The following is a 13,414-nucleotide window of genomic DNA, read 5'->3' as shown; positions in this document are numbered from 1 at the left end:
GATTGTTGCTCGACGGGGATTCAGCGCGATGACTAGAATGATGAAAGGACGCTCATCATCCCCGCATTCAAGGAAAGGAATTCCCATGGCGATCAAAGACGTGCTTCCCAAACTGCGACGCGAACGCGGGCTCACCCAGGAGGACCTTGCTCGTAAACTTTTCATCACGCGCCAAGCGGTCAGTCGCTGGGAAACCGGCGAGACGACGCCCGGCATCGACATGACCAAGCTCATCGCCGTCACGCTGGATGTGCCCATCACCTCGCTTTTGGAGATGCCCGAGCACTACTGCCAGAGCTGCGGCATGATGTTCACCGCGCCGGGGCAAACCGCCCATGAGGCAGATGGCACCGAGAATGCAGAGTTTTGCCGCTGGTGCTACGAAGATGGTCACTGGACTTACGAGACCACGATGGACGAGATGATCGAAGAGTGCGCGCCCCGCATGGCGGAAGCCATGGGCTGGACCGTCGACGAATCCGCCTCGCTTTTGGGTGCCGTGCTGCCCACCCTCAAGCGCTGGCAGTGAGCCAGTTCAGTCGCAGTTGCTTACCTTGAGCCCACGCGTCAGGTAGGGTGGAAAGGTCGCGAGTGGGTTTTTCGGCTGCGAACGAGAGTCGGTCATCTCGTAATGCGGAGCCGGCTCGGCGGTCACGCCCGCAAACCGGATGGGCACACCGGGTGACTCGTAGAAGCTCTGCCCCGCTTGCACGTGAAAGTGCAGATGCGGCTCCGAGCTGTTGCCCGAGCTGCCGCAGCGCCCGATGCTCTGGCCACACGTAACGCGCTCCCCCACTGACACGACGACGCTCCCCGGCGCAAGATGAGCGAGGCATGAGAACTCGTCATCGGAATGGCGAATGAGCACGTAATTGCCACGAATGTCATCCCCCATGCAATCAATCTGTCCTTCAGGTGCGGGAGGCGTGTCGGGGTCCACGTCGCGCACCTCGACCACAACGCCATCTGCCGGTGCGAGAATAGGCCGACCGTAGCAGAAATACGCCTGCACATCTGCTGGATCACCAGCGCACGAACGTCCATCTTCATTCGTTACAACGAAATCGTAGGCATAACGCTGTGTCCATACATCCCATGAATGGGAGGTCGCTTCGTCGATGCCGCCATTCACCACAACCCAGGCACCCTCGAACGGCAGGCGATACTCAACGCGCGATGCCCCCGTTTCGGGATTCGGAAGCTCGTTGTTGTATTTGAAAGCCATCTTCACCATGCCGAGAATCTGCTTGATAGCCTGCTTCGTGGTGGGTTTCAACGTTGGTCTCCTTGTTCGCATGACAATGTCAGCTAGATGACTTCATTCACTATAAATAACTCGTCCTCACTTTGATGATGCCGAGCAATCTGCTTCATAACGGCGACCAGAAATAACACGAATTTGAATTGAGCCGTTCCTACGAAAGTTCATAGCATTAAACTAGCTGCATACACACCGCAGAATGCCGCCACCCTATCCGCCCCTTGCATCAAGTAGTCAGAGGCAGAGAGGAGTCTCATGGATTTCGCCACAATAGATGCACGACTTCTTTCACATCCCGGAGCAACGAAAGCTCTGCATGAGAAGTGGGGCTGGATGGTGTATTGGGTAGGCGGCAAGCAGTTTGCCTGCGAGTTTACAGCAGGGACTGAGGCAAAGCCGCTCTATGCCAACCGTCATCTTCTTTCGCTCAGATGCAGCCCCGAACGCAACATAGAGTTGCGGGCGGAATTTCCCGATGCCATTCTTCCGGCTTACTACTCCGATGGGCGCACCTGGATTTCCATCGACCTTGATGCCGTGGGCGATGCGATACCCGAATCTCTTGTGTTGGAACTGTGCGACCTAAGCTACGCCAATGCGTTCATCAACCTCACGAAAAAACAACAGTGGCAGGTCTTTGAAGACGCATACAGAGCCATCGAGCCGTAGCCCCATCACGCCATCACAACAATACTCCGATACCCCGGAGCATCGCGCTCATGAGCAAGCTTGCCAAGCATCGCACCATTGCGGCAATAGTGCGCCGATGCTCTCATCTTTCTTTGTTTTTGCGCATACACATGCGCTACCTCGGCCGCACTGCTTTCACGACAAAATGCCTCTCCCCATATTGTTCCGTCGAGATTTGCGCAATTGCCAAAGGGTTTTGCTGGCGTTTGCAAAGAGCCGTGAGAGACAATAGAGGCGCCAAATCGTTCACGTTCGCCCGCCTCATGTAGCATAGGAGCACCCATGATTCAAGACAAGCTACTCGCCTTGCGCAAACGCAGCAGTATGAGCCAGCAGGAAGTGGCCGAAACCATAGGCGTCACGCGTCAAACCATAAGCAACTGGGAGCTGGGGCAAGGATCACCCACGCTGGACAAAGCCGCCGAACTCGCGCGCCTCTACGGCGTTTCGCTCGACGATCTCGCAAGCGATGAGGTGGAGATAGTCGCTCGCGAGCGGCATGAGCGCAAACGCGACCTCCATATCCTTAAAAGCTTCGTGGGAAAGACCGTCACCCTGGAACTCGCTGGCGACGCCACCGACGACATCATTAAGCACGCCGCCGTCTTAGACGTAAGCGATGGATGGATGCGCGTAGACTATGACCAGACTACCGCGATGTTCGGTAGCCCCAAAACGAAACGCAAACGCGTGGTTCGATTGATAGATATCGCCGATATAACGGCAGCCATCGTAGAGCCCGCATCGAACGGAACCGCTCAAACGCCCCAAGAGGGCAGCCTCGCCTGATTGCCCAATCACCCAATCACTATCCCTGCGGCCGAGGAACATGCCGCTACGATAATAACGACCATCTGAATGGAGATAATACCCATGGAAGACATCGGATACGTGTTCAGCTTGGCAACCTTCGCCATGGTGGTCGCCTTGTGGTCTACGATGGCAACCAAAAAGGACCTCCGGAAAATCATCGATCGCGAAAGCGGGCGATCAGGAGAAATGCGCGCCCTGCTCGAATCGCGCAAAGGTCGCGCATGCAGCCTTAACCTGGTCGATGCGTCGCTCGCGGCGAATGGCACCCAGCTCAAGGGCACGCTCATCGACGTCGATGACGAATGGGCGCTTTTCGACACCCCGCTCAAGAAAGGCAAACAATCCTCGAAGCGCAACGAATCAGCGCCGGGCGCCGAATCTCGACATGGCGAATCGCAGCTCGTTGCCATCCGCCTGGAAAACATCCAGAGCATCGAGGAATAGCACTGCCGGACACGCTGGACATGCCACTTAATAACGAAATGTCGGCAAGCACGAAACATGCAGCGCTCATGGGGTAGAATCACGGACATGCAATGAAAGCACCCTGAAGGAGCCCTGATGGCTGAGATCGAAATCAAAGAAGCCGAACGCGAAGAGTGCGCCGCCGCTGAAGCCGAGGCACGCAAGGAGCGCCGCTACGTCGCTCGCGCCCATCGCGTTGCCGGGCAGACGCGCTTCATCGCCGCTATCCCCTGCGTGGGATTGTTCATCGCTGCCATCGCGCTCACTATCTCCACGCTCATCTCCACCGTCATGGTCACCATCGAGGTTGCCCAGGGCAACGTCGACATGCACGACATGCTCGTCGACTACATCGAATACGCCGACTTCTTCCTTCTGGCCATCGTGCTCTACATCATGTCCATCGGCCTATATTCGCTGTTCATCGACCAGGACATCGAGATGCCGGCTTGGCTGAAAATCAACACGCTCGACGATTTGAAGGAGCTGTTGGTGGGCGTCATCGGCGTGGTGATGGCGGTGTACTTCCTGAGCCGCCTCATTCACGGAACCGAGCCGCTCGACTTGCTGTTCATCGGCTTGAGCACCGCCGCGGTCATCGTGGCCCTCGCCTACTTCGTGAAGCATGTGATTTCCAGCCACGGGGAATAGAGTACGGGGGGGCGGACACATCGGGGTGCCCGCTCACCTGCGCGACGCGCCGTAACGGTCAAACACGCTTCGAACGATTCCTCGCATTCAGCCAAGCGCGTGCCTATCTAACAAAACATGAGAATAAGAGGAGCCACCATGTATGCCGACAAGAACGACCTCGCGCGTTTCTTCGCCACCACACCAGAGATGATCCCGGTGTACGAGCGCCTCGAGCGACGCATCAACGAGATATGCGGCGAGCAGGTGGACGTGCGTGTGCAGAAATCGCAGATCGCGTTCTTCGACAAGCATGGGTTCGCCTGGGCATCATTGCCCATTCGCCGCCGCAAGGGCTGGCCAGAGAAATGCCTCGTGGTGACGTTCGGGCTGGAATACCGCAAAGAATCACCCCGCATCGCGATAGCGGTGGAACCTTATCCGAACCGTTGGACGCATCATGTACTCACTGAAATTCCTGAAGACATCGACGACGAACTCATGGCATGGATCGAAGAATCGCATCAGTTCTCACTAACAAAACGGCGGCGCACGCAATAACTATCGCAACCGGCTTGCGGCATGTTGACGAAATACTCCAAACGAGAGCCCGAAAAACGACGTTTTGCGCAAAGAAACGCCAGACAATCAGCAGGCAAGGCTTGTCAGCTACAATGACCCAGCACCAACGAGCGGTCAAACACACCATGCAAGCAAAAGAGGCAGGCATGCAAAACTATACGAACCAATTCACGGATCCAGAATACTTTCCCCAAGATATTTCATTCACATGCAATCTCTGCGATGCGCGCCTTTCCGCACTCGACCTGGATGCAGTTACAGCTTCCGTGCTGAGCAAGCTCAATGCGGAATGCATGGATGGCGGCATGCAGATGTCGAAAGCGCAGAATCCAGGGGCGCAAGAGCATAGGCCGCGAAACGAGTTCGACACCCCCGCCATAACGCGCATTTACCTTGGCTCGTACTACTGTGAGCAATCGTTTTTGGCAATTACGGACGATTCAGCACGCGGAATAGCCGACTACTGCAGCAAACGTGACATAGCCATCACGCTCGTCATGCCCTCTCCCCTAGAATTCACGCGCGAAGCCGTCTATCGCAAAGCGGAGCACCTTGCGCAAGAGCTTGGCAGCACTTTAGACGAGATATGCGTGAACGATATCGGCACGCTCGGACGCGCCATAGAGGCGTGCGCGTCCTCCGGATTGCGTATTGTCGCCGGACGCCTCTTCTTCAAACAGCAGCGCGACCCGCGCACACCCGAAGCGATTATGGCGTCGTACATGAGCGCCGCGAGTCTCGACCTCGAGCAAGAAATCGGTGCGATTTCATGCATCGAGGCAGATTTGGCCTTCACGCAGCTTTACCTGGACAAATCGATTCCTGCCGGCTGCACGTTGGCCCTCCATTATCCGTTCAGCCTGGTTAGTCGCATGCGCGTGTGCCAATTCGCGCATGATTCCCACCCTGCCTCGCCATTCACGGCGGCCGCCCCCTGCCGATTTGAATGCCGAAGCGAGATGATGGAATACCGCGCGCCTGAAGGCGCACGATTCTACAAGGCAGGCAAATCCATCGTGGCGCCAACCGACGCGACCCTGAGCGACGCGATACGAGCGCTCCCCCCTGGCCGTCCGATACGAATCATCTGGCAACCCAGCTTCGAGGAGGTCACGCGATGAAAATCCTTGCACCGCTCGCCTCGCCCGCTCCCAAGGCAATCGAAGCGCGCCGCCAAGCGGGCGCGCAGGAGCTGTACTTCGGACTTGCCAGCAACACCTGGGCACAGCAGTTCGGCCCCTATTGCAACCTCAACCGCATGTCCGACTTCGGATCGCGTGCGAATACCGTCGATGAGACGCAGGTCGCAGATGCCGCATACGCCATCCACGCGGTGGGATGCTCGGCATTCGTCACGCTCAACGCCGGCCTCTACGAAGCCGAACAGTTGGAGTACCTGAAAGCCCTCTGCCAAACCTTAGCGACAGGCGACGCGCCTGACGGCATCATCGTATCCACGCGTGCCCTCGGACGCATCGTTGCCGAGGCGGGGCTCTCCCCCGTCGCGAGCACTATGCTCGATGCGTGCAACGTCGACATCGTGCGTGCGCTGCGCGATGCGGGATTCAAGCGCGTCATCGTGCCGCGCGAGATTTCGCTCGATGAAATCGGCGTGCTCACGGCAGCGTTCCCCGATATGGAGTTCGAGGCGTTTCTCATGCGCGACGGATGCATGTTCAGCGATTCGCACTGTTTCGCCCGCCACTTGCCAGGCCATGGAGCGCTTTGCGGGTCGCTGCGTCAGAGCGAGCGACGCTTCCTGCGCTCAGAAGGCGCTCGCGAATTCGAAGCCATCCATAACAGCGAGCTCTCCGACGATCTGTACCGCCGCTTCTACATGAAACGCGCCTGCGGCCTGTGCGCGATCTACCGTCTCCTCCACATGGGCGTGACAGCGGTCAAAGTAGTGGGGCGCGCCGACAACGAGCAAGAGCTCTTGGCCGACATCGCGCTTGTGCACCGCAACCTATGCATCGCGCAGCACGCGGCAAGCGAGAAAGAATACCTGGACACAATGGAGTTCCCGCCCGATCGCACCACAACCTGCAAGCTCGGACTGAACTGCTACTATCCAGAGGTCCGTTTCCCGCTTTAGCATACCCGTCTAAGCGCGCGGGAAGAATCGCTCTTCGTAGCGCGCAAGTCGCCTCTGATACGCCTCGCGCGACATCGAGCACAGCACCAGATCCCAGTACTTCCCGTCGTAGTACCGATACTCGGGCAGGCGCGCCTCCTCCACGAAGCCCGCCTTCAGATTGCCCCGAAGACTCACGTCGTTGAACTCGTACACGGCGGAATACACCTTGCGCAGCGAATACGTGCGGAACAGATGCCCGATGAAGTGCGCCGCCGCCAGCGCCCCTGCGCCTGCAGCGCGAAAGCCGCGCGCGATATGCACGCAGATGCGGCAGTGGCCGTCGTCGGGACGATAGTCATAGGCATACACGAACCCCACCGGCTTGCCCGTGTCGGACGCATGCGCCACGAAAAACTCCAGGTAGTTCGTGCGGCTCTGGTTCAGAAGCCACGCCTCGAAGTCGACTTCGGTATTGATATGCACGTTGGGAAGAATCAAGTACCGGTTGTCGGGGTCCATCATCTCGCGATACAGCCAGGGCGCGTGTCGCTGGATGCACAGCTTCTCAAACACGAGCGACGTACGGCTTCGCGCGCGGGCACGCGTGGCATTATCCGGCGAAACGCTCATGCGCGTACTCCCTTTCCCTTCGATTGAGTTCGAGGACGTCATGAATCTTGTATGCCAGGCACCCGCCCGTGCACACGCCGCGCTCGCCCAACCCGCAATCCACACAGGCTGCCGAATGGCTCAATCGGGCGGCAACGGCGTCAATATTGACCAGGTAGTAATGCTCGAGCTGTTCGATATTCTCGAAATCCTCTACGCGCACCTTCGTGCAGTCCGACAGGCCAAAGCAGCGAGCAGCCGTCAAATCGGGCATGATGTCGATTACAGGACGGCAATGGACCGCGCGCGATTCCAGCGCCGAGGCGGGCAAATCGCGCTCGGGCCTCCCGGTGCGATACGCCTCGAACTGCGTCAGATCGGCATCATCGATCAGGCAGCTAGGCAGCTTGTTGCAATCGTAATAGGGCGTGATACCGCGCTCCAGCAGGTCTTTGTAGAACACGAGAAGCGCCGGCTTGAACGTGGCGAAATACTCGAGAGGGCTGCATTCGCGCAGTGCCTCCTGATTGGGCACCGTGATGGAAAACCGCAGGCGTTTAAAGCCGTAGCGTTCGAGCAACTCGATGATGAAGCCGTAGTCGAACTCCGGGGAATCGATGTTGAACCCCAGCGTTACGCGGTCGCCCATATGGCGTTCCCGAATCGCCGTATCGAGAGATTCCACCATGCGCGCATACAGAGCCTGACCCATGCGGTCGGGATGGTTGCAGTTCACCAGCAGGTGAAACTTGGGATGCGCAAGCTCGTTGAGGTAGCGCCCCACGAGCACGCCGTTCGTATACACCGTGACGCCTTTGATGCGCGCGTCGCCGATGATGTCACACAGAATGTCGCGGAACCGCGAATGCGTTGTGGGCTCGCCGCCGATGAGGCCGAACGAGTTTCTCCGACCGCCGTCCAGTATGAAATCGACGGCTTTGCGGTATGCCTCGGAATCGATTTCGGTGAACGACTCGTTCACGAACTCGTTTGCGAAGCAATAGGGGCAGTGCAGGTTGCACCTGTCGGTTAAGAAGATATTCGCCATGATGTCACGCCGCCGTTGGTCTACTTGCCGCCCGATGACCCAGAGGAATAGTAGCCGCCGTAGCTATCCGGGCTGCTGTAACCGGTGTTCGAGTTGTAGTAGCCACCGTAGCTGTAGTCCGGGCTGCTGTAGCCGGTATTCTCATTGTAGTAGCCGCCGTAGCTGTAGTCGTGGCTCGTATAGCCCGTGTTCTCGTTGTAATACCCACCGTAGCTGTAATCCGGGCTCGTATAGCCTGTATCGCTGCTGTAATACCCTCCGTAGCTGTCGGGGCTGCTATAGCTGCCGGAGCTGTCGCCACTCATACGCGTCTCCTCTCTTTGCCTCGCACGCTTCGCCGCGCTTAGCATCATCAGGTGAAGCTATGCATTGACGTATTAAAACCTCAAGGCTCCCGCGAAGCATGCGCATGCGGGCGTTGTGGTTTCATATGCGCGTTATACCACATCTCTGTTTCGCCGGGAATAACTACGCAGTTTTGCGCAAATCGGAGCCAAGTCGATCAGACACAGGAGGCAAACGCGGCCGCACACATCCACCGGCGCAAACGCAGAGCGCCCCGCTCGACCATCTCGAACGGGGCGCACCATGTCGACGCTACTATACGCATCGCAAGAAGGCTTCAGCCTCTATTTGGCCTGCAGCTCCTCCACGTGCTCGGCCAGCGCATCGATTTTCTTCTCGGTGGTTTTGAGCTTAGTGAGGATGAAAGCGACATACACGAGCAGAATCAAGAACAGCAGCGCATAGGCGGCAATCACGAACGGGGCGGCGGTGAGCACCGTCGAATAGATTTCAGCAAGAATGGGATCCATAGGTTAGTCCTCCAATGCGTCCTGAATGCGGGCGAGTTTGTCTTCCATGACCTGCGCGCGCAAACGCAGGCGATACAGCGCAAAGGCTATGCACAAAAAGCCGAACAGAGAAATCAAAAGCGGCAGCAGCATATCGGGCGAAAGCCCCGAATCGGTGCGGAACACCACCGGGTGCACGCTGGACGGAATCAGGCGCGTAACCATGAAGCAGATGGGCACGTCGATGAAGATCAAAATGCCGAACACGCTCGCATAGGTGGCGCGGCGCTCGGGATCGGCCAGCGCATTGCGCAGAATGAAATACGCGATCACCAGCAGCATCAGAATAAAATAGGTGGTCAAGCGCGGCTCCCACGTCCACCACACGCCCCACTCATAGCGGGTCCACATCTCGCCGGTGACCATGGTGCACAGGATGAACACCAGGCCAATCTCCATGGCGATGCGGGCGCGCGTATCGAAGCACGAGCGTTTGGTCATGAGGAACCTGATGGCATAGTATGCGGCGAAGGCGATGGCCACGAAGCTCACCAACGCCACCGGCATATGCCAGTAGAAGATTTTCTGGGACAGCAGCAGCTTGTTGCCCACCACCACGCCGTTGATGACAGCGGGCTCGCTTACCTCCGCGCCGTTCACCAAGCCGGCGACGGTGAAGTTGAGCACGAAGCCCGCCACCGCGAGCAGCGCGCCCACGATGAGCACCGCAGGCGCCGCCTTGTCCAGCACGCCGCCAACTACGGGCTCTTTGACCGGTTTATCAGCCATAGTGCGCGTTCCTTTCCTTTCTCGTATGTAAGCCTATTATAACTTCTCTCTTAAAACTTGCAGATTTGATAGGAGCAGCGAGCAAACGTCCCGCCTCTCCGGATTAATCCGACGGGCGCAGGGAGCGTGCTTGATGCGGCACTGCCCCGCGACCCAACTCAGGCTGCTCCGGCAAACGCAAGAAGCACGCTTCGCGCAAGACCAGGCCTGGGCCCAAGATGGAGCCGACGTTCGTGTGGCGCCGCCTTGCCTCATGCGCTAATCACGAAGTCGTACAGCACCCATGAAACAAGAATCATCACCACGTCATACGCCCCCGCCATGGCAAGCGAGGTAGCGAATGTGTTCATCCAGCCCTCCGGTGCGCACATAGCGCACGTGGTGGCGGCCACGCACGACCACAGAAGCGGGAACAGCAGCGGGATGAACATCACCGCCAGCATCACGTCCTTGCCGCGCGTGTTGATGGTGATGGTGGAAAGCATGGTGCCCACGCCCGCGATGCCGATCGTGCCCACCGCAAGCGGAATGAGCATCATCGGCCACGAGGGCGCCGCGCCTACCTGCCCCAGGAAAAAGAAGAAGAACAGGGGCACGCACACCACTTCGACCACCACGAGGAACAGCAGGTTCGCCGTGGCCTTGGCCAGGAAGATCACCGAGCGGTCCATGGGCACCAGCAGCATGCCCTCGAGGCACCCCTGCTCCTTCTCGTGCGAGAACGAGCGGTTGAGGCCCAGAAGGCTTGTGAACAGGATGACCGCCCACAGAAGGCCGCCCGCCATCTGCTGGATGTCCAGCTCGGTGCCCGCCTGCGCGAGCGCCGCGCCGTACACCACCAACACGAGCAGCGCATACAGCCCCATGGACGTAATCATGTCCTTGGTGTGCAGCTCCTGGGAAAGGTCCTTCTTCAGGAGCGCGACGTAATGCGCCCAGGTAGAAGGCTTCTTGCACTCGACGGCCATTACGCCACCCCCATTCCCACGGTCTCGCGGTACAGATTGCGGAACTCCTCGAACTCGAGCTCCTCCTTGGGGGCGAATGTCACCACGCGGCCGCGCGCAAGCACGAGCGCATGCGTGCAGGTGTCGAAGCCTTTCTGGAGGTCGTGGCTCACCATGACGAACGTGCGTCCGTCGCGCAAACCGTCGATGAGCTCGTCGAAAATCTCAACCGCATGGGGGTCAAGGCCCGCATACGGCTCGTCGAGGAACACCACCTGCGGATCGTTCATCAAGGCACGCGCGATGGACAGGCGCTGCGTCATGCCGCGCGAGAACGTGCGCACTAGGTCGAACCGCCTGTGGTCAAGCTCCACCGAACGCAGAAGCTCGCGCACGCGCTCCTCGGGGTTGACCACGCCGTAGAGCCGCGCCACGAACATGAGGTTCTCCATGGCGGTAAGATCGGGATAGAGCATGGAGTTGTGCGAGATGAGGCCGATGTGGCCGCGCACCTGGTCGGGCTCCTCTTTGGCGTCGATTCCCATCACGCGCACCGTGCCCTGCGTGGGGCGCGAGAGCGTAGAGAGAATGCGCAAAAGCGTGGTTTTGCCTGCGCCGTTGGGCCCGAAGATGGAGAGAAACGCCCCCTCCGGCAAGTCAAACGTCACCCTGTCGAGCGCCTTGCGGTCGCCAAACACCTTGGTGAGCTTTTTTATTTCAAGCGCGTTGGTCAATCGCGTCACCATCCCCTACGTATGCGAAAGCGAGGCGCAAGCCCAACGACTCGCGCCCCGCCGAATGCGGGCAACGCCCATCCGCCGCCCACGGATATGCTACTCCTTGCCGACGGCAGGCTCCACGCCTTCGCCAGCGGGCTTATTTTCGGCCGGCGCGCTTTTCGCGGACGCGTCAACCGCATCCTTGCGGCGGCCGAACAGCGCGATGGCCGTACCCACCATAAGCAGGGCGAATCCCACCCACGTAAAGCTGATGAGCGGATTCACGCGCACGTCCATGGACAGCTGGCCGTCCTCGCTCACGCCGCGGTACACCACGAACAAGTCCTCGAGCGGGCTGCCCAGAACGCTTGCGTTGAGCTTGGTCTGCTGCGTCATGGCATCGAGCTGCACCGAAGGCGCCACATGGCCCAAATACGCCCCGCTGTTCACATCGTACACGTCGAACTGCACGGTGTAGAGGTAATCCTCGCCGTTGTTGATCTCCTCGACGGAGCTGTCGGTATAGCGCAGCTCGTAGTCGTCCACCGTGAACGAATCGGCGGTATTCGCCTCCTCGTCGAAGTTGACGTACTGCACGGTTTCGGTGACATACATCGAAGAGCCGATCAGGCCCACCAAAATGATGGCCATGGCAAGATGGGCAATGTAGCCGCCGAAGCGCGAGGAATTCTTAACCAGCAGCGTGAAGAACGAAGCTACCGGGTTCTTACCCGTGTTCTTGGAACGGGCGCGTACGGCGCGGCCGATCATGAACAGCGTGTTGAAGAACAGCAGCGACGCGACCGCGAAGCCCACCACGGCCAGACCGTTGTAGTACCACACGGGACCCTCATTGGCCAGGCCCTGGGCGTTGGAGTCGCCCACCGCGAGCGTGGCCTGATACGCGGGGTACAGCGTGGTCACGAAGTAGACCATCAGCACCGCGAACAGCACGAGCGCGAAAATCGCGGGAATCTTGGCCTGCTTGAAGAACGCGCGACCCTCCGTCTTGCCCCAGGCAAGCAGCGGGCACACCGCGATGATGAAACAGTACACGATGCCCAGCGGGCGCGCCACGGCGTTATAGGTGCCGGCCGAAAGGCTCTGGCCGCCGAAGGGCAAGAAGCTCGGCAGCGCGCTTGAAACCGTCAGGTACAGCAGCAGCAGCGTGAACACGATCATGATCACGTTGTTGAAATAGTACGCGGCGTCTTTGGACGCAAGCGACTCGATGGCATCGCCCTGCCCGAATGACTTCCAGCGAATGACCAGGCCCACGATGCCCATAAGCACGGAGGCCACGATCAGCGTGCCGAACAGGTACAGCGACACGGGGTCGCCTGCGAAGGCATGCACCGATTGCACGATGCCGGAACGCGTGATGAAGGTGCCTACCACGGCGAAGGTGAATGCCAGGCAGGCGCACATGATGCTCCAGCGCTTGAACGCGCCACGCTGGCGGTACACGGTCAGGCTGTGCACCAGGGCGAGCGCCACCATCCACGAAAGCAGGCTGGCGTTCTCAACGGGATCCCATCCCCAATAGCCGCCCCAGCCCAGCACCACGTACGCCCACACCGAACCCAGACCGATGCCGATACCCAGGAACAGCCACGAGAACATGGCGAAGCGGCTGGAACGACGCACCCACTTGGCGCTCGCATCGTTGACGATGAGCGCCGCGATGGCGTAGGCGAACGGGATGGTAAGGCCCGCATAGCCGATGAACAGCGTGGGCGGATGGATGGCCTGCGCCCAGTGCTCGAGCAGCGAGTTCATGCCCAAAACCGACGCCTCGGCAGTCAGCTGGCCGTCGGAACCGAAGTAGTACTCAGGCGTGGTGATGAAGGGCATGTTGTCCTCGGAGAACAGCAGCACGCCCGCGAACGCCGCCAGCACCAGCTGCGACACGAAGAGCGCCATGTAGTCCATCGCATCGTTCTTGCGCATGGCGCGCACGGCCACCACCGCGTTGAACACGGAGATGAGC

At 59.2% G+C, this 13,414-nt stretch carries 18 protein-coding genes; 8 read left to right on the top strand and 10 right to left on the bottom strand.

Annotated elements, in window-relative coordinates; all coding sequences use genetic code 11:
- The first annotated feature begins 85 nt into the window (after positions 1-85).
- Positions 86-529, top strand: a complete 444-nt coding sequence (locus Q0J60_RS03835; protein ID WP_294438920.1) for a zinc ribbon domain-containing protein — start codon at positions 86-88, stop codon at positions 527-529.
- Positions 530-535: 6 nt separating this feature from the next.
- Here Q0J60_RS03835 and Q0J60_RS03830 read toward each other — a convergent pair whose 3' ends face one another.
- Complete coding sequence (locus Q0J60_RS03830) at positions 536-1,276, bottom strand: M23 family metallopeptidase (protein ID WP_294438919.1); 741 nt, start codon at positions 1,274-1,276, stop codon at positions 536-538.
- Positions 1,277-1,516: 240 nt separating this feature from the next.
- On the opposite strand from Q0J60_RS03830, the gene Q0J60_RS03825 reads away from it, so the two are divergent.
- The gene (locus Q0J60_RS03825) at positions 1,517-1,930 is read left to right on the top strand and encodes an MmcQ/YjbR family DNA-binding protein (protein WP_294438918.1); all 414 of its coding nucleotides are present in this window, start codon (positions 1,517-1,519) and stop codon (positions 1,928-1,930) included.
- Positions 1,931-1,935: 5 nt separating this feature from the next.
- Here Q0J60_RS03825 and Q0J60_RS03820 read toward each other — a convergent pair whose 3' ends face one another.
- Positions 1,936-2,235, bottom strand: coding sequence for a hypothetical protein (locus tag Q0J60_RS03820; protein ID WP_294438917.1), 300 nt, complete (start codon positions 2,233-2,235; stop codon positions 1,936-1,938).
- On the opposite strand from Q0J60_RS03820, the gene Q0J60_RS03815 reads away from it, so the two are divergent.
- The 6 genes from Q0J60_RS03815 to Q0J60_RS03790 all read left to right on the top strand — a co-directional run bounded on the left by Q0J60_RS03815 (position 2,234) and on the right by Q0J60_RS03790 (position 6,536).
- Entirely contained in the window at positions 2,234-2,740 is a 507-nt protein-coding gene (locus Q0J60_RS03815; RefSeq protein ID WP_294438916.1) for a helix-turn-helix transcriptional regulator, read from the top strand. The genes Q0J60_RS03820 and Q0J60_RS03815 overlap by 2 nt on opposite strands.
- An 84-nt stretch (positions 2,741-2,824) precedes the next feature.
- Positions 2,825-3,208 (top strand): hypothetical protein, encoded by a 384-nt coding sequence (locus Q0J60_RS03810; RefSeq protein WP_294438915.1) that lies wholly within the window; start codon positions 2,825-2,827, stop codon positions 3,206-3,208.
- A 117-nt stretch (positions 3,209-3,325) separates the two neighbouring features.
- Positions 3,326-3,880: a YqhA family protein gene (locus Q0J60_RS03805; RefSeq protein WP_294438914.1), complete on the top strand. Its 555-nt coding sequence runs from the start codon at positions 3,326-3,328 to the stop codon at positions 3,878-3,880.
- Positions 3,881-3,997: 117 nt separating this feature from the next.
- Complete coding sequence (locus tag Q0J60_RS03800; protein WP_294438913.1) at positions 3,998-4,420, top strand: DUF5655 domain-containing protein; 423 nt, start codon at positions 3,998-4,000, stop codon at positions 4,418-4,420.
- The gene (locus Q0J60_RS03795; RefSeq protein WP_294438912.1) at positions 4,366-5,562 is read left to right on the top strand and encodes a hypothetical protein; all 1,197 of its coding nucleotides are present in this window, start codon (positions 4,366-4,368) and stop codon (positions 5,560-5,562) included. Before Q0J60_RS03800 ends, Q0J60_RS03795 begins: the two co-directional genes overlap by 55 nt.
- On the top strand, positions 5,559-6,536 hold the full coding sequence (locus Q0J60_RS03790; protein WP_294438911.1) for a peptidase U32 family protein: 978 nt from the start codon (positions 5,559-5,561) through the stop codon (positions 6,534-6,536). The genes Q0J60_RS03795 and Q0J60_RS03790 overlap by 4 nt, the downstream gene beginning before the upstream one ends.
- Before the next feature lie 9 nt (positions 6,537-6,545).
- Here Q0J60_RS03790 and Q0J60_RS03785 read toward each other — a convergent pair whose 3' ends face one another.
- The 8 genes from Q0J60_RS03785 to Q0J60_RS03750 form a co-directional block, all read right to left on the bottom strand.
- A complete protein-coding gene (locus Q0J60_RS03785; protein WP_294438910.1) occupies positions 6,546-7,148 on the bottom strand; it encodes a GNAT family N-acetyltransferase in 603 nt (200 codons plus the stop codon).
- Positions 7,129-8,175, bottom strand: a complete 1,047-nt coding sequence (locus Q0J60_RS03780; RefSeq protein ID WP_294438909.1) for a radical SAM protein — start codon at positions 8,173-8,175, stop codon at positions 7,129-7,131. The genes Q0J60_RS03785 and Q0J60_RS03780 overlap by 20 nt, the downstream gene beginning before the upstream one ends.
- 20 nt (positions 8,176-8,195) lie before the next feature.
- Positions 8,196-8,480 carry a hypothetical protein gene (locus Q0J60_RS03775; protein ID WP_294438908.1) on the bottom strand — a complete coding sequence of 95 codons (285 nt, stop codon included), beginning with the start codon at positions 8,478-8,480 and terminating at the stop codon, positions 8,196-8,198.
- Between the two features lie 324 nt (positions 8,481-8,804).
- Positions 8,805-8,990, bottom strand: a complete 186-nt coding sequence (locus Q0J60_RS03770; protein ID WP_123209018.1) for a hypothetical protein — start codon at positions 8,988-8,990, stop codon at positions 8,805-8,807.
- Between the two features lie 3 nt (positions 8,991-8,993).
- Complete coding sequence (gene ccsA / locus Q0J60_RS03765; protein ID WP_123209019.1) at positions 8,994-9,758, bottom strand: cytochrome c biogenesis protein; 765 nt, start codon at positions 9,756-9,758, stop codon at positions 8,994-8,996.
- Between the two features lie 251 nt (positions 9,759-10,009).
- A complete protein-coding gene (locus Q0J60_RS03760) occupies positions 10,010-10,726 on the bottom strand; it encodes a heme exporter protein CcmB (RefSeq protein ID WP_123209020.1) in 717 nt (238 codons plus the stop codon).
- Positions 10,726-11,451: an ABC transporter ATP-binding protein gene (locus tag Q0J60_RS03755; protein WP_294438907.1), complete on the bottom strand. Its 726-nt coding sequence runs from the start codon at positions 11,449-11,451 to the stop codon at positions 10,726-10,728. The genes Q0J60_RS03760 and Q0J60_RS03755 overlap by 1 nt, the downstream gene beginning before the upstream one ends.
- Before the next feature lie 87 nt (positions 11,452-11,538).
- A partial coding sequence (locus tag Q0J60_RS03750; protein WP_294438906.1) for a heme lyase CcmF/NrfE family subunit occupies positions 11,539-13,414 on the bottom strand: 1,876 nt, incomplete at its 5' end.

This window comes from uncultured Slackia sp. (assembly GCF_944321625.1).
Lineage (GTDB): Bacteria > Actinomycetota > Coriobacteriia > Coriobacteriales > Eggerthellaceae > Slackia.
The sequence above is the reverse complement of the archived record's forward strand: the minus strand, read 5'-3'. Positions and strand labels throughout refer to the sequence as shown.

Excerpts from the sequence above, each read along its gene's own strand:
- Q0J60_RS03835 (WP_294438920.1), top strand. The coding sequence starts at position 86 with ATGGCGATCAAAGACGTGCTTCCCAAACTGCGACGCGAACGCGGGCTC.
- Q0J60_RS03825 (WP_294438918.1), top strand. The coding sequence starts at position 1,517 with ATGGATTTCGCCACAATAGATGCACGACTTCTTTCACATCCCGGAGCA.
- Q0J60_RS03815 (WP_294438916.1), top strand. The coding sequence starts at position 2,234 with ATGATTCAAGACAAGCTACTCGCCTTGCGCAAACGCAGCAGTATGAGC.
- Q0J60_RS03820 (WP_294438917.1), bottom strand. The coding sequence starts at position 2,235 with ATGGGTGCTCCTATGCTACATGAGGCGGGCGAACGTGAACGATTTGGC.
- Q0J60_RS03810 (WP_294438915.1), top strand. The coding sequence starts at position 2,825 with ATGGAAGACATCGGATACGTGTTCAGCTTGGCAACCTTCGCCATGGTG.
- Q0J60_RS03805 (WP_294438914.1), top strand. The coding sequence starts at position 3,326 with ATGGCTGAGATCGAAATCAAAGAAGCCGAACGCGAAGAGTGCGCCGCC.
- Q0J60_RS03800 (WP_294438913.1), top strand. The coding sequence starts at position 3,998 with ATGAGAATAAGAGGAGCCACCATGTATGCCGACAAGAACGACCTCGCG.
- Q0J60_RS03795 (WP_294438912.1), top strand. The coding sequence starts at position 4,366 with ATGGATCGAAGAATCGCATCAGTTCTCACTAACAAAACGGCGGCGCAC.
- Q0J60_RS03790 (WP_294438911.1), top strand. The coding sequence starts at position 5,559 with ATGAAAATCCTTGCACCGCTCGCCTCGCCCGCTCCCAAGGCAATCGAA.
- Q0J60_RS03785 (WP_294438910.1), bottom strand. The coding sequence starts at position 7,148 with ATGAGCGTTTCGCCGGATAATGCCACGCGTGCCCGCGCGCGAAGCCGT.
- Q0J60_RS03780 (WP_294438909.1), bottom strand. The coding sequence starts at position 8,175 with ATGGCGAATATCTTCTTAACCGACAGGTGCAACCTGCACTGCCCCTAT.
- Q0J60_RS03775 (WP_294438908.1), bottom strand. The coding sequence starts at position 8,480 with ATGAGTGGCGACAGCTCCGGCAGCTATAGCAGCCCCGACAGCTACGGA.
- Q0J60_RS03770 (WP_123209018.1), bottom strand. The coding sequence starts at position 8,990 with ATGGATCCCATTCTTGCTGAAATCTATTCGACGGTGCTCACCGCCGCC.
- ccsA (WP_123209019.1), bottom strand. The coding sequence starts at position 9,758 with ATGGCTGATAAACCGGTCAAAGAGCCCGTAGTTGGCGGCGTGCTGGAC.
- Q0J60_RS03760 (WP_123209020.1), bottom strand. The coding sequence starts at position 10,726 with ATGGCCGTCGAGTGCAAGAAGCCTTCTACCTGGGCGCATTACGTCGCG.
- Q0J60_RS03755 (WP_294438907.1), bottom strand. The coding sequence starts at position 11,451 with ATGGTGACGCGATTGACCAACGCGCTTGAAATAAAAAAGCTCACCAAG.